An 18749-nucleotide genomic window follows, 5' to 3' on the forward strand; every position below is an offset into this window, starting at 1 on the left:
TGGCAAATCTGTCTGGTCGCCTGGTGGCCAACTGGGCCGTTTTTGACCTGTGAATGGCCCGTGAATGGCCTGTGTCTGAAACGAAAACCACCTTCATTTGCGGGTCGCAGCCCTTTCACACGGCCCCTTCGCAGGACGCAGGCAACTGCGTCCATGTGGTAGCGCCCCCCAGCAGGGCGGAGCCCGCTGTCTGTACTGTGACCTGTGTCATGTATCCGGGTTGTTGCCCGCGGGGTAAAATCGGGCTGAAGCGGCAAAATGCGCCTTGTCAATTGTTAAGCCTGACACAAACGCGGCCAGGCAAGGGGGCTGATCTTTTGCAGGAAGTCTGACAATTAAGGTTAATGGGGATTAACCTTAATTGGGGTGAGCCGTGGCAAACGGTGGGGTAAAGGGGCCGTGTCTGAGCCCGGTACAACGCGGCTCGCTGCAGTGCTGGCTGGGTGAGGTCGGGCGGGGCTGTGCCGCTCTTTTTCTGGTCGCCGCCATCCCGATTGTGAGCGCAGTGCAGCAGGCCTGGGCGCAGACATCACCGCTTGTCGATCCAGAAAAAGGGCGCATCGTGACGGGAAAACTGCCTGATACCGGGGAGACGCAGCATGGGTTTTCTCAGGTGTTTGGCTCCGGCTTTCACCCGAGCAAATTGGGCTGGTCTGTTGCGCACTACGATTTTTCCCACCCAAAATTTGATACCGACTGGCGCCGCGATCAGATCAGCGCGAGCGCATTTGGCCTGCAGCTGACTTTATCCCCCAAGGGAGGAGGCGCGAACCGTTTTGACGGGGCTTCCATGCGGCGGCCTGAGCCAAGCCATTATGGTCGCTATGAAATCACTCTCCAACCGGCCAGGGGCGCTGGTGTGGTGACTGGATTTTTTACCTATAGCGGCCCCTATTACGGCACGCGCCACGATGAGATCGATATTGAATTTCTGGGAAAAGACACGACAAAACTGCATCTGGCCTGGTTCGTGGATGGTGCCATGCGCAATCGGTTCATCGATCTTGGCTTTGATGCTGCAGATCGTCCGCGCCGCTACGCGTTTGAATGGTGGCCTGACCGGCTGCGTTGGTTTGTCGAGGGCAAACTGATTTTTGAAACAACCGCGCAGGATGGTCCGCTGCCAAAAGTTCCGGGGTATCTGTTTGCCAATATTTGGGCCGCCGATCCGGTACTGGAGGGCTGGGCCGGTCTGGCCGATCCTGGAGTGGCGCGCAAGGCTTTGTTGTCAGAAATACGCTATCGTCCCTTTAGTGATGCGCAGATACATGCCCATGCCGCTCAAACTGCCCCTTCAGCCAGGCAGGGCGCAGCAGGGAAGAACGGATCCAGGGGATCTGCTGGCCCTGCGTTGACTGCACCACACGCAGACGCACCCGGCGCAGGATTTCCTCCACTGGATGATCTGGCTGCTCCAGCTCATGCAAAACCGCGGCCGTAAAGGGGCTGTGCAGCCCTGCTCCGTCATAGGAGGGCGCACCCGGGCCTGCCGCAAAGGCAATGAGAAGCCCCGCAGGCATGGAGCCATATGACGGCTTTTGCGGGTGGGGCAGCAGGCCCGTCAGGGGCAGATCTCTGCAGGCGTCAAAGAAGATGATTTTTTGGCGCGGCTGGTCAGAGATTGCAGTGGCAAAGATGCCCAATGGCAGTGCCTTGCCCGGAGCCATGTCAGCCGTGCGCGCAGGGGCATCAGCGGCAAGGAAATAGGCTGCGCCGCCCGACTGGAGCCCGTGCCCTGCGAGGTAAATCACCACCTGAGAGGCATCGCGCGCCGCCAGTCTGAGACCCGCCAATCCGCGCAAAATGTCCTGCCCGGTTGCATCCTGAAGCGCGATCACACGATACCCCAGCGCCGAAAGCCGCGCGGCCACGGCCCTTGCATCAGCTGCGGCATTGGCCAGATCGGGCAGTTGATCATAGGCGCTGATGCCGATGACAAGGGCCACATGGCTGTCTTTGCGCGTGTCGGACATGGTGACGTCTGTGCCTGCGCTGATAGGCAGGCTTGTCACCAGCCAGAGAAGGCAGGCGACAAACAATTGCCCAAACGACAGCTGGCCCGGTTGGTTCATTTGCACCCTTTGCCAGTGTTGTGGCGCGCCAGGATTTCGACCCGCCGATTGAGCGGGTGTGGGCCGGGCAACCCCTTGATGAGGTGCTTTTCGCCAAGCGAGGCCGTCTGAATACGCTCCATCGCGACGCCGCCTTCAAGGGCAAGATAGGCGGCCACCCGTTGCGCCCGTGTTTTCGACAGCCGCATGTTGAATTGATCAGATCCGATGCTGTCCGTGTGCCCGACCAGTTTCACACAGCTGTTTTGCAGCTGCGCCGATGACAAGACGGCAGCGAGCCGGGCCAGATGGGCCTCGTATTCCGGGGTTAGAGCGTTGGAATTGAACGGAAAGCGGATGAAGTAACCTTGCTCGGCTGGGGCACTGTCCAACGGTGCTGCTGCCACATCAAATCCCGAGGGTGGCAATCGGCGGGCTGCACCCAGATCCGTTCTTGGGTGGCCCCCGCAACCCGGTATATGTCGCCCGGTCAGGGCCAGCGAAATGGCGCAGCGATCGGCTGAAATCGGCAGCTCAGCCAAGCCGCCAGGCGACACAACCGGCGCCGCGCGGACAGGGGCCAGTGCGAAGGTGAAGACGATAGCCACAGCTGCGGCCCATGCCCCAGTCCAACATGAGGCGTTCCGGCGTATGAGGCGCATAACTGGTCCTCTCAACAATTACCTACCACCAAGGAAGTGTAGTTCATATTTGTTAACGAGGCGCTGCAACCAAGAGGTGAAAAACATAAAAATCAATTCAGTTAATAAGCCAAGTTAACCCAATGTAATCGTATCAATGGTTGTATCTGCGTATAGATATGCAGGTATAGGTGTTGTTAGGGTGCCCATGCGGGGATGTTCATTGGTCGTTGGAAGTCTTGTACTTGCGCTTACGCTTGCGGGCTGTGGCGCACGGTATCCTGCGCTGACCCCGGCGATTGCCCAGCCAAATGCCCGCGCCGCGCGCAACTTGACCTCTTTTTCTGAACCCCTGCGCTGCATGGATGGGTTGTTTGCGCAATTGCCGCGGCGGAGCTATCTGGTGTCATCCTCCGATATCCCGGATGAAACCCGCCGGGTTTCTGTCGGGGCCGACGACATGCTGATCAATGCGATGAATCAGATGAACCGGCGCAGTCAGAGGTATGTGTTTCTGGATCAGGCCCGTATATCCGGGTTTGGCCAGCTGGAGCTGACGACCACCCGCAAGAAGGGGGAGGTCAAGCCGCAGCTCTATATCCGTGGCTCAATCTCGCAGCTGGATTCCGACACGGTCGATGCCGAGGTTGGCGCGGTGCATTCGACAGAGGGGTCATCAGGTCTGACCAAATCGCTTTACAAGGGGTTTCGAAAACTGTCGGTGGTCTCGGTTGATCTGCATCTGGTCGAGTACCCAAGCCGGCGGGTTGTGCCGGGGGCATCGGTGGCAAATTCGATGGTGGTGGTGCGCCGGGGCCTGAATGGCACCGTGACGGGCATCATCGACAGCGTGACCGGCGGCGTGCCGATTTCGGTGGAACGGATAGAAAGCCAGGGGCAGGCGGTGCGTAACCTGATTGAGCTGGGTTTGATCGAACTGCTGGGCAAGCATGCAGGTGTGCCCTATTGGCAGTGTCTGGAGGCGCCATCCGTGGATGCCCGCGCTGCGGAGCGGCGCGAGAGGCGCCATGTTCTTGGCCGCGAGGATATCGCGGAGGTACAGACGCAATTGACGGCGCTTGGATATCTGAATGCCCCCGCAAGCGGCACGCTGGATGCGGCGACCCGCCGGGCCATCAGCCGTTTTCAGGCAGATCAGAATCTGGTGCCAAGTGGTGAGGTGGATTTTGATCTGATCGAACGTCTTGGCGAAAAGACGGCAACCCGGCAGGAGACTGCCCCCGCTGGTGCAAATCCCGCGGTTGCCCCTGCGAAGACGCCATCCGGAATGCGCAGAGCCCTCGTGCCGAAGCCACAGACAGCAACACCAGCACCTGTGACCTCTCCAACTGGGCCACGCACGCCAGAAATTGCGCCTGCTCAGTCGCCACGCTGCCAAGACGGGCAGGCGCAAGGCGGGCAGGAATGTGAGGGGATTTACAAAAACCTCTATGATTTCATCAAGGAAGATGTGGGGTTCTGAGCATCGCTGGCTGCGAACCGCACCCTTGGCCTGCGCAGGGCAAAACAAATCAGTCTGAGTTTTGGCGGATGCGAAAGCCAAGTGAGCCGGGATGGCGCCGCCCGATAGGTTGGGTCGCCCGCCCGGTGCCTGTGGGCTCTGGCTTGTCTGGGCGATCTGCGCCCAACCGGTCAGTTTTCAGCCGTGTCAGCGCAGCGACCAGAGCGGCCCGTGGGCGATGAAATGGATTGCTTCCAGCACCACGGCATTTGTATTTGCTGTCACGACATCATTGATCCGGCCATCGATCTCGTAGCGGCCAGAGGCCCAGCCGCCATCTGTTTCAAGATCTGCAAGGCTGCTGCGGGCAAGGGCGGTATAGTCCGTCGCAAACAGAGCATCCCAGGCAAACGCCGCCTTAAGGCTCACTGTGCGCAGCTCGGGGTAGAGACCTCCGTCTTCGGAGACCACGGCCCAGGGGCTGCCGTTGCTGTAGACAGAGGAATAGAGAAAAAACGGCTCTTGGTTCACATTGTCTTCTGACACCATGGTGATCTGGCCTGTGTCCCGGTGCCGCCGTTCCTGCGCGGCATAAACCCGCTTTGCCAATGTGGCCCCCTCGCGGTCAAAGCCAAGCTCAAGCCCTTGCAGGAAAAATGGCTCACTCAGCGTTGGGGTGATGGCGCGAAAGGCGCTGGCGCGGCGCAGGTCGACGGGCACGTCTATGCCTGAAACCTCATACCACTCCATGATATTGCGCGCGCTGCCCGCGGCCAGCGTGTCCAGCCCCCACATGGCTGCAGCGCGTGCGCCATATTGTTCATATCCGATCCGCCCCTCCTGTCGGTAAAGCACATCGGATCCATCGCGCTGGGCGCCTTGCAGGCGACCTTCATCTGCCATGGCCGCCAGATCCCAGTCCCGCAGCAACGCGCGGATGCGGGGGCCGTGATCGGGGCGGCGGTGTTCGAGAACACGCAGCGCCGTCAACATGCGGGCATTGTCGAGCGCAGACCAGCCAACCCCGTCCGGAACAGGATCGTTTTTGTAGTTCACCATCGCAAGGCTGCGTGAATCATACACCTTGTTGGGTAGGCGGTCGTCAAACAGCGGCATACGTTCGAGGGCCGTCAGCAGATGGTCGACACGCACCCCAAAATGCCCAGGATCAATGATGCCCAGCCCCTCAGCCGCAAGAAGCGCAAAGAGATACGAGCCCTGATCCCAAAGGGTGCCGGACGGGAAACCAGCAACGGCATCGACAAAGCCGCTTTCTGATCTGTAGTTCGTTTCAAAATAGCGCCAGGCCACTTTGGCTGCGTGAATGTCCTGTGGTGTCAGGCTTCGCTCTTGCTGGCGCTGATAGGCACTGTCGAGATCGATGGCGACACCGCCACGTGACAGCAGATAGTGCTGCAATCCGTCGCCAGAAACGGCGATCCCGGCCGCGAGGGCCAGCCCAGCGAGGAAGACGAGGCTGCTTCGGTTACCGGTAGAGCGAGAAGTCGTGGACATTGGCTGTCTCCTCAGTTGGGGCGGGGGAAGGGGCGGTGTCAGGTGACCAGCTGGCTGCCAGGGCGATGCGTCCGACCGCAGCCATGTTCCAGACGAGCCAGAACAGATTGGTGATGAGCAGCGCCATGTCGTGGCTCTCGGCGCCGCGCAGAGTTTGCACGGTGCCGTAGATCCCGGCACCAGCCATCACGAACATCAGGCAAAGATTGGGCAGGATGTGATGGCGGCCTTGACCGAAAACTGGCGTCTTCGGGGTGGGTGGAAAACGGGGGCGTTTGCCCTGCAGAACCAACCACAATGCGCGCAGCTGGATCGGAAGCGTGGACAGGGCAAGGGCGCGGCCGGGTTGGATTGCATACCCCTTGCATGCCAGCACCATCGCGATTTCGCTCAGAAAGATCACCGGCAGGAAATGAAGAAAAAACTCCGCTGAATAGGCCTCGACCGGGGCGATGCCCGTCACGAGCGATATGACCGGTGCAAGCAACAGAACCGGCAACCACAGGGTCGTGAGGTAGGACCAGAACGTCGCACCGTAATGGAGCTTGTGCCGCCAGGGCAGGCCGCGGCGAAACAGGGGGTTGTCGCGCAGCATGATGTCAAAGGTGCCACCTGCGTATTTCAGCCGTTGGGTTGCCCAGGCCTCCATCGTCCAGGGGGACAACATGCGGGCTTCGACCTTTGGATGGTAGACCGATGTCCAGCCTTCCTCCCGGTCCTCCTGCAACAGGATAGAGGTATAGATGTCCTCGCTCACATGAAACCGGAAGGGTTGCAGCGGGATGTTGTTGATCCAGATGGGGCTGGCAGGGCCGGGGGGGTGACCATGAGCCTTGTCTACCGCCGCGCTCTTGCGTTTCAGCGCGGTTGCAAAGATGGCCTCGCGCCGGTGGACGGACCCGGCACCACAGCAGAAAGAAGCGCCATTGCGATTGCGTCTGCGTTGGATGATGTCAAAGAACACCGTTGGTTCGGACAGAAACGGGTCCGCTCCGACGCGGTCGCGACCGGTCAGCCACTGCAGGGATGTCGCCAATGCGGGCAAAATGGGCTGCGCCATCTGGCCCAGACGTGTCTTTAACCAGCTTTCCCAAGCCTGACCTTCGGGGATGTCATAGAACCAATGAGGGGTCTGAACCCATGCCACCTTTGGATTGCGGAAATATCCAAGTGTGTTTTGCAGGAACGTCGGCTCCAGGCGGGTATCAGCATCGCAGATCACGATGAAATCACCGGCCGTCTGCATCAGCGCGTTGCGCAGGTTGCCGGCCTTGAAACCTTCGTTGGAGCTGCGCGCGAGATAGCTAATTCCGCTCCGGTGGGCGAGCGCTGCGATATGGGGGCGGTTGCCATCATCCAGCAGATAAATCTGGGGAGAGACATTGGGGGGGCACATCACCTGTTGGGCGGCTGCAATGGTCGGGATCAGAACCTCAGGATCTTCGTCGTAGGTGGTGATATAGAGGTCAACGCCGATAGGGCCCGACCCGTCCAGATGCGCGCCGTCCCGTGTGAGCGGCGGCGGTTTTTGCGGGGTGTCCTGTTCTGCCCAGATATCGAAGTAGAACAGAAGCGTGCCGAGAAACAAAAGGGTTTCAGCGCTGACAACGGCAACGGAAAAAAACAGCGCGTCCGGGTTCAGTGATTGCAACCAGCGCCATTGCAGATACCATGCACCCACGCCAATCGTCAGACCGGCCATGAAATGCCAGGCCAACGTGCGCCGCTGCGACATCGCCGGAAAACGCGGTGGGCGGCGCTGGGCGAATTTCTGGAAATAGGGTTCGGGCATGGCGAGGTGGATCCCTGCAGGTGGTCTAATTGACCCGGTTGATGTCTTTGATGAGCGCGGCGGCGACGGAACGTATGGCGGCGGCTTCGTCCCCTGCGGCAAAGGAGGTCGAGTTCGTCGAATAGGACCACACGCCAGCATCCACCTTGACCCGGATGTCGCGCGACAGCAGTACGGTCTGTGTCAGACTGGCGAAGACAGAGAAGCTGTAGTCGCAGCGGTCATTTCCTCCGGTATGGGAAAAGAACACCTTGAGCACGGGCTCTCCCGGGAGGTCGCGAGCCTCACGCGGGTGAACAATGCGGATCCCGGCCTGCTGAAAAAGCGCAGTCATTTCCGCCTGCAGCGTGGGTCCGAAGGTATCAGACGACCCAGGGGGAGGCTTCAGATTGCGCAAATCCATGCCAAAGGCGCGCAGCCCGTGCAGAACGTCCAACTTTTCCCCCCTTGCCAGCCGCTCAGGATTGAAGCCAAGCGCGACCTCGGCTGCGTTATGCTGACAGATGCGCGGCGCATCGGGATGTTCGGCCAGTTGGCCTCTGCCCAGTGCGTTGCCATCAAGCATCCCGAAGAGGCGGTAGATCTGCTGCCGGTTCTCTGGCGAAAAGAGACGGCTGGTGTAGTTGCTGGTCCGGATGCAGCGCGGGCCGTTCGGGCAGTTCTCGCCGCTGACATCCGTTCGTTCCCACAAAATCCAGAACCGATCGATTGATGTGCGCCGCTCCTGCGCGCCAAGCGGGCCGTGCATGGGCAGGAATAGCCCCGTAATCAGGACCAAGCCTAGGCTCCACAGCGACGCACGGGCGCGCGGGAGCCGTGATGCTGGGGTGTGGCTGTCACCTTTCATGACACGCCCCTGACCAGATGGCGCCAGACGGTTGTTGCGGGTTGTGGGCTGCTCAGGGGCCTGACGGCATCAAGAGGTTCGCATCCTTCGCTGCGCCCGTCCGCAATCGCTGTTTCAACGGCCCAGAACGGGCTGGCCAGTTGGCCTGTCAGCTCACTTCCTTCGACCACGTGGCTCTTGGGCATGATGATACTGCCATCGATCTGCGCGCCTGCACCCACATAGCTGTCTGCGCCAATAATCGTGCCGCCGCTGAGGGTTGCATGCGCGCCTATGATGCTGTTCCTCCCGACAAAACAGGGCGCACGCAGTTTGGCTGTGCGCGAAACTTCTGCGCCCTTGGCGATCCATTTGCCTGGTTCTACCTCCTGCGCATCTGGGGTCAGCCCTGCGATTTCGTCGCGCAGCACCGCCTGTAGCACTGCGGCATAGTCCCGCCCCGCACGGATCCGGTGGCGCCGTTCGCATTCAAAAATCTGGATCGCGGCCCGATTGGCCAGCAGGGAAGGCAGCAGATCCCGCTCCAAATCCTGGGCCGGTCTATCGGCAACCATGCGGATGGCGCTGGGCGAAAGGATGTATATTCCCCCCAGGGCAAGCGCCTTTGATGTGGCGATGACGGTGTCAGGACTGCCAAGTCCCAGCACCAGGCCGGTTGGTGATGACCGCACCCAGCCGTGGTGGGCATGATCGCTTTGCTCTGTCAGGAATGCGGCCACAGTGGCAAGCGCACCGGATCGGCGATGGTGTTCCATCATCGCGGGGAGATCGATGTCACCGACCGTATCGCCGTGCAGAACAATCAGATCATCCTGACAATAGCTGATTTCCCGCTGCAGGTGGGCCAAGGTGCTGGCTGTTCCAAGCGGTGCCGCCTCCCAGCCGTCGGTGCCTTCCTTGCCCTGTTTGCTGAGGATCACGCGGCTGTCGGGGTCTGCGTCCAAGTGGTGACTGATGTCCTGCGCATTGTGTCCTGCCGCGATGCAGACATCCCGGAGACCAAACTGGCGCAGTCCGCCAGTCAGATGCGACAGGACCGGCTGCCCAAGCAGATCCAGCATGGTGGTTGCATGGTCCCAGCTGAGCGGGGCGAGATCACGTGGTGCATCGGCCGCAAGGATCACTGCACGGCTCCCCGCGAGGAGATGGCGGCGAAACACGTTAGCCTCCAGCGCGTCGGTGAGGGTTGCATAGATCGGTAGCTGCTGGCCCAGACCGAATTTGTTTATCCGTGCCAGAACCTTGGGAGTGATACCAAAAAATCCCAAGGTGATTGCGCCGCCGTTCTGCCCGTAACATTCCACCAGCGCAGCGAGCCCGCAATGGGTGAGCCTGCTGACCCCGCTCATGTCGATCAGCATCGCAGCACGGCCAGCGTCGCGGGTTTCGCGGACGGCCTTGTGCAGCGCCTGCGCCGCCTGCGCGTTCAGGCGGTCGCAGTTCAGGTGCAGGACTGGAATGTTATCAGGGCAGGAGAAACCGTAATTCATGCCGCATACCTCATGAGGGTCGGGAGGAAAGTTGGGGAAGTGCAGTGGGTTGCCACGGCAGGGGGGCAAGCCCGACACTCCAGCCAAGATGGCGGCTGCGGGCCAGCCCAAGGGTAAGAAGACAGGCGCAGGGCAGGGCGATCGCCACTTTGGTCAGGACGATAATGGCAGGGGTCCATGTGCTGCCTGCCAAAAGGATCTCCGCAAGGTCGAGAAAGATCGGATGGCACAGGTAGATCCCAAAGGAATAGCGCGCATATCTGCCAATTCGGGGCGCCCATCCTTGCCGGGCAAGACACATGCACAATGCAAAAAGCAGCACAGGCATCAGAAAATCGGCCCAGTAGCCCGCAGTGTGGTCATAGGGCCAGCGTCCCGTTTCGATCGTCTGCCAGGTGGCATCCCACTTTGCCTGCAGAAGAACAATCGCAACGGCCCCCAGCGCAAAATACCAAGGTGCAATCAGGCGCGGCGCATCTCGCTGCCAAAGCGCCAGGCAAGTGGCCGCTACCATGCCATAGCCCGTGTAGCTCGCAATCTTGATGGCCCGCACCAGGTAGGGCAGCGCGTCATCCCCCCAGAACTGCGCATAGACAAAGAGATCTGCCTGTCGTTTGAACATCAGGCAAATCAGGATCAGCGCGCCCAGCACAGGCCAGCGATAGGCGGCGCGATAAAGGGGGAACAGCAGCACCAGCGCAAACAGCGTCGGGATAAAGTGCATGTGATATTTCACGTCCCCCAAAAGGAGGAAGCCAACCCATTTCACCGGGGTGCCAAGCTCTGCCAGAACAGCATCTAGATAGCCAAAGTACCCAGCCTTGATCAGATTGAAGCCTGCATAAAACACCGTCCAGAACAGGAAGGGGAGCAAGAGCCGCCGCGCTTGCAGTGCAATTGTCGCCGCATAGCCCCGCCCGCTGCGGTGTTGGGCCATCAGCAGCAGAAAGATCGAGATGATCAGGAACAGTTCTGTCCGGGCGATATACAGAACCGCACGAAGCATCATCGGAATGACCCGCTCCTCGGGGAGGGCGGTGACAAACGGCTGGCCGGTCGCATCGGCCGTTGCATGAAGCCCAACCATCGAAAGCCCGGCGACGAGACGCAACGCATCTATCCACTCCAGCCTTGCCCTGACAGTTTCACTCATCACGCGACCTCTTATTGCACGCTAAGAGGGTATAATCGTAAATGGAAATAAATGGTGAAAATGAATTATGAATATTTTTACGGATAACAGAGAGGCGCGTTATCGAATTTTTATAACGTCGTTAATAGGCTTGCATCCGGAGGTTGCGTCTATGTTGAGATGTTTTGTTTTTTTTGCAGTTTTTGCGATGGGCATCTGGGCCCTGGCCCGCGAGAGCCACGCACAGGAGATGCAGGATGCCGAACTTTGTGAGGCTGTCTTTCGGGAATATGGCGTCCGATCAGAGGTCTGTAATGCACCGCAGCCCAAGCCGCAGCCGGCCAGGGAGCTGACCGCACAGGACAGAGAAAGCCATATCTTTTTCCTGTCAGGTGGCAGCCGGCTAAGCCCTCAGATGGAGCGGCAGGTTGTTCTGCTGGCCGGTGTGCTGAACACCGCACCGATGAAGGACGCCTGTCTGCGGTTGACCGGCCATTCGGATGCCAGCGGGGGGCGCGATGTGAACCGTCGACTGTCTGAACAGCGTGCCGAGGTGGTTGCCGCAGCCCTGCGTCGCAGGCTTGATGGGGGCGACCGTGTGGAAGAGGTCCGTGGCGTGGGAGAAGAAACACCGCTTGAGGGCTGGCCATCCACCGCCCGCGAAAATCGCCGGGTCTCGATCGAAGCACGCCGCTGCCAGTAGCGCGCGTTTCCGTAGAATACAAAAAAGCCCTCAGACCAATCTGGTCAGAGGGCTTTTTATGGCTCCGGCGGTAGGGATCGAACCTACGACCAATTGATTAACAGTCAACTGCTCTACCGCTGAGCTACGCCGGAACATGTGGGGTCGTATAACGGTGCCGAACGGTGGCGTCCAGAGCCGTTTTGCGATTTTTTGGAAAAAAGTTCACGGGCTTTCGCGGGCGTCAGGATTGAGTTGAAACTGCGCGTCAACAGAGAGCTGGCCGACAGGCTGAACGCGGGATTGCGATGTAAGATCAACGAGGTGGGCAAAAACATTGCGCTCTGCAGCGGGCAGCAAAGCGGCTGGGGTTTCTGTGTAGATTGTCCGTGCCAATGTCGCGGCAGTGGCGGCTTTCTTGCGCAGGATATCCATGATGGCCGCCTCGCGCATCAGCCGGTGAGCGATGAGCCAGTCAAGCCGTCCTGCCGGGTCATCAATCGCGGCCCCGTGGCCTGGGTAGAACACGCGCCAGGACCGTGCAGCGAGGCGACGACAAGAGGCCATGAAATCGGTCAGGTCGCCATCTGGCGGCGACACAAGAGAGCTGGCCCAGCCCATGACGTGATCGGCAGTGAAACAGATATCTCCCCACCCAAAGGCAAGATGGTTGCCAAGGTGGCCGGGGGTGTGAATTGCCTCCAGCTCCCAGTTGCTGCCGCGCAGGATATCCCCATCTGCAAGGCAGATATCGGGGGCGAAGCCCTGATCAATGCCTTCCCCACCACCTGCAAGCCCGGCCTCTGCCAATTGGGCCATGACGGCGCTGCGGCCAGCCACGGGTCCGCCAAACGCGTAGATCGGCGCGCCGGTTGCATCAGAAAGGTCGCGCGCGAGGGGGGAGTGGTCAAGATGGCTGTGGCTGACCAGGATGTGGCTGATGCTCTGGTCGGGGGCGACGGCATCCAGGATGGCTTGCAAATGGTGCGCATCCTTGGGGCCGGGGTCTATCACCGCCAGGTCCTGGGTGCCGATCAGATAGGTGTTTGTTCCCCGATACGTCATCGGGGAAGGGTTCGGCGCCAGGATGCGGCGCAGGCCGGGTTCCAGCACCTCAGGCACGCCAGTTTGCGGATTGAAATCATCGGGTGCCTGCATCTGCCTGTCCTTTTTGTCTCTGCTTGCCGACCGCGTTGTGCGTTTTGCTTTTCAGCGAGCGGGGCGCAGGGTAGGTGTAGCCCATGTTCTTTCAATGGCTCAAACAGTATATGCCGCGCAGTCTATATGCACGGGCGGCTTTGATCCTGCTGGTTCCGATCGTGACCCTGCAGCTGGTTGTCTCTGTCGTGTTCATCAAGCGTGATCTGGAGGATCTGACGGTTCAGATGACGCTCACCATTCTGCGTGAACTGCGATTGATCGAGCAGACAATCGCCCCGGCAACGACACAAGAGATGGCCATGGAGCGCCTGATGCCGCTGCTGGAGCCACTGCAGGTCGAGGCGCGGTTCTTGGATAACACTCAGCCGCTGCCGCAGGACCGGATGGGGCTGCTGGAGTTTTCCGGACGGGTGGTGCGTGACACGCTGGAAAATAACCTGCCGTCCTTTGTCTCTGTGCAATTCCCTGACACGCGCCAGTTTCAGTTGGTGATGCAAACCGACCTGGGACCGCTCGCATTGGTGCAGGACCGGCGCCGTGTCACGGCTGCCGCACCGCATCAGCTGATTGTGACGGTGATTGTTTTTGGCTTTCTGATGACGGTCATCGCCTTCGTCTACATGCGCAATCAGCTGCGTCCGATCAAACAGCTGGCCGATGCCGCTCAGGCCTTTGGTCGGGGTCGCACGGTGGCCTATGCCCCCCGTGGGGCAAATGAGGTCCGCGCCGCGGGTCATGCGTTTCTGGACATGCGCGCCCGTATCGAACGCCAGATCGAGCAGCGCACGCTCATGCTCTCTGGTGTCAGCCATGACCTGCGGACCCCGCTGACCAGAATGAAGCTGGGCCTTTCCATGCTGGAGGATGAAGAGGCTGAACCGTTGCGCCAGGACGTCGACGAGATGCAGGCGCTTCTTGATGCGTTTTTGGATTTCTCCCGCGGGGTGTCCACCAGCGAGCCGGAAGCGGTGGATCCGCATGTGTTGGTCACAGTGGCGGTGGATGGCTGGCGTCGGCAGGGCAAGGACGTGATGCTGGGAGAGATGAGCGGAGAGGGTGAGGTCATGCTGCGCAAGGCGGCGCTGCGCCGCGCAATCGAAAACCTGATCTCAAACGCCGTGCGCTACGGCTCGCGGGCACGGGTGTCGGTGGCTTTGACAGAGCGTTTCTTGCGGATCCGTGTGGAAGACGATGGGCCTGGCATCCCGGAGGCGGATCGAGCAGAGGCAATGCGCCCATTCACCCGGCTCGATCCGGCCCGCAATCAGGATCTGGGCAGCGGTGTTGGCCTTGGCCTTGCGATTGTCACAGACATTGCGCGGGCCCACGGCGGGATGCTGCGCCTTGGCAAGAGCGAAGATCTGGGCGGGTTGCAGGCGGATATCGTGATCGGCATCTGAGACCCGCCCCGATCAGGGCGTGACACAGAGATCAGAGCAGTTCCGACATCTCCACGACCCTGTGTTCCTTGATCGAGATCTGAGCAGCCAGCCCCATCAGCACAGCCATACGACCGTCTTTAAGGGTGACCTCCGGGGTTGGGCGCGTGCCACGCACCAGTTCAAGAAACTTGCGGTGTTGATAAAAGGTCGAGCCGTTGTGATCGCCAGCCTCCAGAAGGTCAGGGTCGACCGGTACCTCGATCTCAACAGGGCCGCGTGGCTCTCGCAGGGATGTCACAACCTTGGGCACAGGGGCAGCCCCCAGATGTTCGGGCCAAAACCGCCCGGGACCGGGCACAAACGCCTCGATCTTTCCTCTTGGGCCAATTGCCGTCACCTCTTCCTGATATTCTGCGCCTTCGGCAAACATGCAGAGTTCCAGCATGGCACGGGCGCCGCAGCTGAAGTCGACAATCACATATCCGTTGTCCAGGATGTCCGGCACGCCATCGCTATAGCGTTCATCCAGATGGTTGGCATCCTGTCCGCCGCTGGCCATCACGCGCACGGGTTCCGATCCAAGCGTCAACCGCATGAGATCGAAGAAATGGCAGCATTTCTCTACGAAGGTGCCGCCGGATTTGGCGTCAAACCGGTTCCAGTCATCGACCTTCTCCAGAAACGGAAAGCGGTGTTCGCGCACGGTGAGCATCTTGATGCCGCCAGTTGCGTCAACAGCGTCACGCAAAAACGTCGCGATTGGCGGCATGTAGCGATATTCCATCGCAACCCAGACGGGCGCCGGATATGTGGCCTCAAACGCGGAGAGACGGGCACGGTCGTCGAGGCTGGTGAATAGCGGTTTTTCCACCAGAACGGGCAGTGGCCGGGTTCGGGCCAGCAGCTCCAGCTGTTCAAGATGCCGGAAATTGGGGCTGGCAATGAGGAGACAATCCAGATCCCCGATCTTCATCAGGTCTTCGATACTGTCGGTAAAGATGGCATCCGGCGCAAACTGCGCTGAAATCTCACGCATTGCGGGATTGGGCTCGTAGATCGCGCCGACACGTGTGTTGTCGAGCAGGGCGATATTTCGCAGATGCTCTTGGCCCATCATGCCGCAGCCGATGATCCCGTAGGTGATGGGGTCTGACATGTTTCCTCCTAAGTCAGGCGCTGCACATAGAGTGCTTTGTCGGGGTCAAACCAGGTGCGCGAAAATTCCACCGGGGCAGAGACCTGCGCCCAGCTGAGCCGTTCGATATAGCCCACGGTGGTTCCGGCTGGTTTGGAAAAATGCGCTGGCGCCCAGTCCGGGACCGGGCCAAGCGATACCCTGTCTTCGGCACGGGTGATCCAGAAGCCGAGAGCCATGCGGTAATATCTATAGAGAGAATCGGACAGCTGATCGGCCTTTACCTGACCTGCGTCGCGGTCCAGCCAGATTTCCTCTACCGCGATTATGACATCGTCAAGATAGCGCAAGCGACGGATTCTGGTGCCGGTCTCGGCTGTGCCAAAGGCCGGTAGATCCGCCGGTTTTGGGCATTCTTCTACAGAAAGGATATCCGCGGTCGGCAGTCCGCCTCCGCTGTGTAGTTCAAGGCGGAACATGGAATAGATGCTTTGGGCGCTTTGGGTCGAGCGGATGTAGTTTCCTGACCCTTGGATGCGTTCCAGCATCCCCTGTTTTTCCATTTCTGCCAGTGACTTGCGCAGCGTTCTTACGGTTGTTCCATACTGTTGCGCCAGCTGTCGTTCCGGCGCAAGGCGTTCGCCGTCAGCCAGGCGGCCAGAGGCGATTTCCCGGGTCAGGGCCTCGCTGATTTGGAGATAGAGAGGCAGGGCAGAGCCGGTGGCGCGGGTGTTTGGCATAGGGCTTATGGTCGCTGACGTCAAAAAATTGATACACCATTGATCTACATCAAGGCGCGGGCTATGCAAGAGTTAAGTTGCGAAACGCGAGGGAGAGGTTGATGAGCGTTGTTCCCATTACGTCGGCAGATCTTGACGCTGTGGAGGTGTCGTGGTTCGCGGCGCTTTGCTCGGACGATTATCAGTTTCTCGGCGTGCCCGATGGGGATCTGCGGTCATCCTGGGCTCATTGCTCTGACATCGTGAAAGAGGCAGAGGCGCAGGGGTTTCGCAACATCCTGTGTCCGTCGTCTTATCAGGTGGGGCAGGATACGCTCAGCTTTGTTGCGGGCTGCGCGCCGATCACCAGCAAGATCAACATGTTGGCAGCGGTTCGCTGTGGTGAAATGCAGCCCATCATGCTTGCGCGCACGCTGGCGACGCTGGATCACATGCTGGAGGGGCGTCTGACCGTCAATATCATCTCCTCTGATTTTCCGGGCGAGAAGGCCGACAGCGCGTTTCGCTATCAGCGGTCGCGCGAGGTTGTGGAAATTCTCAAGCAGGCCTGGACGCAGGATGAAATCAACCACGAGGGTGAAGTCTATTCCTTCAACGGGCTGACGACGGATCCGGCAAAACCCTATCAGACCGGTGGCCCGCTTTTGTATTTCGGTGGCTATTCCCCTTCGGCGCTGGATCTGTGCGGAGAGCATTGCGACGTCTACCTGATGTGGCCGGAAAAGATGGAAGAGCTGGAAGGCCGGATGAAAGCGGTCCATGCCGTTGCAGAGCAATATGGACGAACGCTGGATTACGGTCTGCGGGTTCATATGATTGTGCGTGACACAGAGGCAGAGGCGAACGAATACGCTGAGTATATCGTCTCCAAACTGGACGAGGCACAGGGCAAGGCGATCCGTGACCGTGCCCTTGATGCCACCTCGCTTGGCGTTGCTCATCAGGCCAAGAACCGCGAAGTCGCGGATGAATATGGCTACATCGAACCACACCTCTGGACCGGGGTTGGCCGGGCGCGTTCTGGCTGTGGGGCGGCACTGGTCGGGTCAACGGATCAGGTTATGTCAAAACTGGATGCATATCAGAAAATGGGGATCCGGGCCTTTGTGCTGTCAGGCTACCCGCATCTGGAAGAGGCGCGACATTTCGGGACACGGGTCATGCCGCATCTGAAAACCTGTTCGCTGCCGCATGAATATGGCCGGGTGCCTGCAACGGTTCCGGCCACACCTCTCGGGAATGGAGTACGTCGTTGATGGAACGGATCGAAATCGCACCGGGCCTGAGCCTGAGCCGTTTGGTTTACGGAATGTGGCGTCTGGGAGCCGATAGCGACACCTCGACCGCGCATGTCGAAGCCAAGATCAACGCCTGTCTTGAGCAGGGGATCACCACCTTTGATCAGGCTGACATCTATGGTGGCTACGCTGCAGAAGGCATTCTGGGACAGGCAATCAAGGCCAATCCGGCCCTGCGGGCGCAAATGGAAATCGTTACCAAATGCGACATCGTTGCGCCGATGGGACGCTATGCAGATAAGCGGGTCAAATACTACGACACCAGCCGGGCTCATATTCTGTCGTCAGTTGATACATCGCTTCAGGAAATGGCGGTGGACCATATTGACCTTTTGTTGATCCACCGGCCGGATCCATTGATGGATCACCGCGAAACCGGCGCGGCGCTGGACGAGGTTGTTGCCTCGGGCAAGGTGCGGGCGGTTGGTGTGTCGAATTTCCGCCCCTGGGACTGGGAATTGCTGCAGTCAGCAATGAAAACGCCACTTGCGACCAACCAGATTGAGATTTCGCTCTCTGAAATCCGCCCGTTCACCAATGGAGATCTGGCATTCCATCAGCGCCAGGATCACCCCCTGATGGCCTGGTCACCGCTTGGTGGTGGTGGGCTTATGACCAGCAGCGGTGGCGTTGCCGATCGCCTTGACGCGATTGCCTCGCGGCAGGGGGTGGATCGAGCTGCGGTTGCGATTGCCTTTCTCCTGCGCCATCCGGCTCATATCCTGCCGGTTCTTGGGACGAACAACCTCGACCGGATCAAGCGGGCGTCGGATGCGCTGAAAGTCGATCTGGACCGCGAAACTTGGTTCAGCCTCTACGAGGCTGCGCTTGGTCAGGAGGTTCCATGATGGCTGCGAACACGGGTGCGGGCAAACAGAGCTTTGTCCCGGCGCCTGATAACACGCGACTGCTGCGCAATGCGTTTGGTCGCTTCGCGACAGGGGTGACCATCGTCACCGCCGCCTGTGACAAGGGGACGGTGGCCATCACCGCGAATAGTTTTTCCTCGGTCTCGCTGTCACCGCCATTGGTTTTGTGGTCGCCAGACAAGACATCGCGGCGTTTCCCGTATTTTGAAACGGCCCAGCATTTTGCAATCCATGTGCTGGCTGCGGATCAGGATGACCTGTGTTGGCAGGTGGCAAAAGATGCCTTTGGGCTGAACCAATTGGTTCTGGAGCGCAACACCGATGGCGTGCCGTTGCTGGACAACTGCCTGGCACGGTTCGAATGCACGCGATCTGCGCTGCATGACGCCGGCGATCACATGATTGTTCTGGGCCATGTCGATCGCGCGACCATGCGCGAAGGTGGCGATGCGCTGACATTCTACAACGGTCAAATGGGCCAGATCGCCGCCGAATGACCCGCAGCCCGGCGGGGCAAAGTAGGACGCACCTGCGCCGCGCCGGGGAGGGCGG

General features: G+C 59.8%; 16 protein-coding genes, 1 tRNA gene and 1 pseudogene. 7 read left to right on the plus strand and 11 right to left on the minus strand.

Annotated features, from left to right (window positions below; all coding sequences use genetic code 11):
- Positions 1-613: 613 nt before the first annotated feature.
- A pseudogene (locus tag KUV39_RS18775) lies at positions 614-1159 on the plus strand (family 16 glycosylhydrolase); the annotation flags it as partial.
- Between the two features lie 91 nt (positions 1160-1250).
- Here the strand turns inward: KUV39_RS18775 and KUV39_RS18695 are convergent.
- Together KUV39_RS18695 and KUV39_RS02010 are read right to left on the minus strand one after the other, a co-directional pair.
- On the minus strand, positions 1251-2072 hold the full coding sequence (locus KUV39_RS18695) for a caspase family protein (RefSeq protein ID WP_244998190.1): 822 nt from the start codon (positions 2070-2072) through the stop codon (positions 1251-1253).
- A complete protein-coding gene (locus KUV39_RS02010) occupies positions 2069-2659 on the minus strand; it encodes an OmpA family protein (protein WP_222458786.1) in 591 nt (196 codons plus the stop codon). Before KUV39_RS02010 ends, KUV39_RS18695 begins: the two co-directional genes overlap by 4 nt.
- Positions 2660-2915: 256 nt before the next feature.
- On the opposite strand from KUV39_RS02010, the gene KUV39_RS02015 reads away from it, so the two are divergent.
- Positions 2916-4175, plus strand: coding sequence for a peptidoglycan-binding domain-containing protein (locus KUV39_RS02015; RefSeq protein WP_222458787.1), 1260 nt, complete (start codon positions 2916-2918; stop codon positions 4173-4175).
- A gap of 186 nt (positions 4176-4361) precedes the next feature.
- Here KUV39_RS02015 and KUV39_RS02020 read toward each other — a convergent pair whose 3' ends face one another.
- From KUV39_RS02020 to KUV39_RS02040, 5 genes are all read right to left on the minus strand, one after another.
- Complete coding sequence (locus KUV39_RS02020; RefSeq protein ID WP_222458788.1) at positions 4362-5669, minus strand: DUF3131 domain-containing protein; 1308 nt, start codon at positions 5667-5669, stop codon at positions 4362-4364.
- On the minus strand, positions 5641-7461 hold the full coding sequence (locus tag KUV39_RS02025; RefSeq protein WP_222458789.1) for a glycosyltransferase family 2 protein: 1821 nt from the start codon (positions 7459-7461) through the stop codon (positions 5641-5643). Before KUV39_RS02025 ends, KUV39_RS02020 begins: the two co-directional genes overlap by 29 nt.
- A gap of 25 nt (positions 7462-7486) precedes the next feature.
- Positions 7487-8239: a hypothetical protein gene (locus KUV39_RS02030; RefSeq protein WP_222458790.1), complete on the minus strand. Its 753-nt coding sequence runs from the start codon at positions 8237-8239 to the stop codon at positions 7487-7489.
- 65 nt (positions 8240-8304) lie between these two features.
- Positions 8305-9798 (minus strand): sugar phosphate nucleotidyltransferase, encoded by a 1494-nt coding sequence (locus KUV39_RS02035; protein WP_222458791.1) that lies wholly within the window; start codon positions 9796-9798, stop codon positions 8305-8307.
- A 10-nt stretch (positions 9799-9808) separates the two neighbouring features.
- Positions 9809-10951, minus strand: a complete 1143-nt coding sequence (locus KUV39_RS02040) for an acyltransferase (RefSeq protein WP_222458792.1) — start codon at positions 10949-10951, stop codon at positions 9809-9811.
- 187 nt (positions 10952-11138) lie between these two features.
- Here KUV39_RS02040 and KUV39_RS02045 point away from each other — a divergent pair, with 187 nt between their 5' ends.
- Positions 11139-11633 carry an OmpA family protein gene (locus tag KUV39_RS02045; protein ID WP_222458793.1) on the plus strand — a complete coding sequence of 165 codons (495 nt, stop codon included), beginning with the start codon at positions 11139-11141 and terminating at the stop codon, positions 11631-11633.
- 59 nt (positions 11634-11692) lie between these two features.
- On the opposite strand, the gene KUV39_RS02050 is transcribed toward KUV39_RS02045, so the two are convergent.
- A tRNA-Asn gene (locus KUV39_RS02050) sits at positions 11693-11767 on the minus strand.
- A gap of 70 nt (positions 11768-11837) precedes the next feature.
- A complete protein-coding gene (locus tag KUV39_RS02055; protein WP_222458794.1) occupies positions 11838-12770 on the minus strand; it encodes an MBL fold metallo-hydrolase in 933 nt (310 codons plus the stop codon).
- An 83-nt stretch (positions 12771-12853) separates the two neighbouring features.
- On the opposite strand from KUV39_RS02055, the gene KUV39_RS02060 reads away from it, so the two are divergent.
- Positions 12854-14173 (plus strand): ATP-binding protein, encoded by a 1320-nt coding sequence (locus KUV39_RS02060; RefSeq protein WP_222458795.1) that lies wholly within the window; start codon positions 12854-12856, stop codon positions 14171-14173.
- Positions 14174-14204: 31 nt separating this feature from the next.
- Here KUV39_RS02060 and KUV39_RS02065 read toward each other — a convergent pair whose 3' ends face one another.
- Positions 14205-15311: a Gfo/Idh/MocA family protein gene (locus KUV39_RS02065; RefSeq protein WP_222458796.1), complete on the minus strand. Its 1107-nt coding sequence runs from the start codon at positions 15309-15311 to the stop codon at positions 14205-14207.
- Between the two features lie 8 nt (positions 15312-15319).
- Positions 15320-16030: a GntR family transcriptional regulator gene (locus KUV39_RS02070; protein WP_008560310.1), complete on the minus strand. Its 711-nt coding sequence runs from the start codon at positions 16028-16030 to the stop codon at positions 15320-15322.
- A 101-nt stretch (positions 16031-16131) separates the two neighbouring features.
- Here KUV39_RS02070 and KUV39_RS02075 point away from each other — a divergent pair, with 101 nt between their 5' ends.
- From KUV39_RS02075 to KUV39_RS02085, 3 genes are read left to right on the plus strand one after another with little or no spacing between them, the layout of a single operon-like run.
- On the plus strand, positions 16132-17286 hold the full coding sequence (locus KUV39_RS02075) for an LLM class flavin-dependent oxidoreductase (RefSeq protein WP_008559901.1): 1155 nt from the start codon (positions 16132-16134) through the stop codon (positions 17284-17286).
- Positions 17286-18176, plus strand: coding sequence for an aldo/keto reductase (locus KUV39_RS02080; protein ID WP_222458797.1), 891 nt, complete (start codon positions 17286-17288; stop codon positions 18174-18176). The genes KUV39_RS02075 and KUV39_RS02080 overlap by 1 nt, the downstream gene beginning before the upstream one ends.
- Positions 18176-18694, plus strand: a complete 519-nt coding sequence (locus KUV39_RS02085; protein ID WP_222458798.1) for a flavin reductase family protein — start codon at positions 18176-18178, stop codon at positions 18692-18694. The genes KUV39_RS02080 and KUV39_RS02085 overlap by 1 nt, the downstream gene beginning before the upstream one ends.
- Positions 18695-18749 lie beyond the last annotated feature (55 nt).

The sequence above is a fragment of the Phaeobacter italicus genome (assembly GCF_019801785.1).
Taxonomy (GTDB): domain Bacteria; phylum Pseudomonadota; class Alphaproteobacteria; order Rhodobacterales; family Rhodobacteraceae; genus Phaeobacter; species Phaeobacter italicus.

Coding starts and splice junctions, on each gene's coding strand:
- KUV39_RS18695 (WP_244998190.1), bottom strand. CDS start 2,072: ATGAACCAACCGGGCCAGCTGTCGTTTGGGCAATTGTTTGTCGCCTGC.
- KUV39_RS02040 (WP_222458792.1), bottom strand. CDS start 10,951: ATGAGTGAAACTGTCAGGGCAAGGCTGGAGTGGATAGATGCGTTGCGT.
- KUV39_RS02080 (WP_222458797.1), top strand. CDS start 17,286: ATGGAACGGATCGAAATCGCACCGGGCCTGAGCCTGAGCCGTTTGGTT.
- KUV39_RS02025 (WP_222458789.1), bottom strand. CDS start 7,461: ATGCCCGAACCCTATTTCCAGAAATTCGCCCAGCGCCGCCCACCGCGT.
- KUV39_RS02085 (WP_222458798.1), top strand. CDS start 18,176: ATGGCTGCGAACACGGGTGCGGGCAAACAGAGCTTTGTCCCGGCGCCT.
- KUV39_RS02065 (WP_222458796.1), bottom strand. CDS start 15,311: ATGTCAGACCCCATCACCTACGGGATCATCGGCTGCGGCATGATGGGC.
- KUV39_RS02070 (WP_008560310.1), bottom strand. CDS start 16,030: ATGCCAAACACCCGCGCCACCGGCTCTGCCCTGCCTCTCTATCTCCAA.
- KUV39_RS02020 (WP_222458788.1), bottom strand. CDS start 5,669: ATGTCCACGACTTCTCGCTCTACCGGTAACCGAAGCAGCCTCGTCTTC.
- KUV39_RS02075 (WP_008559901.1), top strand. CDS start 16,132: ATGAGCGTTGTTCCCATTACGTCGGCAGATCTTGACGCTGTGGAGGTG.
- KUV39_RS02045 (WP_222458793.1), top strand. CDS start 11,139: ATGGGCATCTGGGCCCTGGCCCGCGAGAGCCACGCACAGGAGATGCAG.
- KUV39_RS02060 (WP_222458795.1), top strand. CDS start 12,854: ATGTTCTTTCAATGGCTCAAACAGTATATGCCGCGCAGTCTATATGCA.
- KUV39_RS02055 (WP_222458794.1), bottom strand. CDS start 12,770: ATGCAGGCACCCGATGATTTCAATCCGCAAACTGGCGTGCCTGAGGTG.
- KUV39_RS02035 (WP_222458791.1), bottom strand. CDS start 9,798: ATGAATTACGGTTTCTCCTGCCCTGATAACATTCCAGTCCTGCACCTG.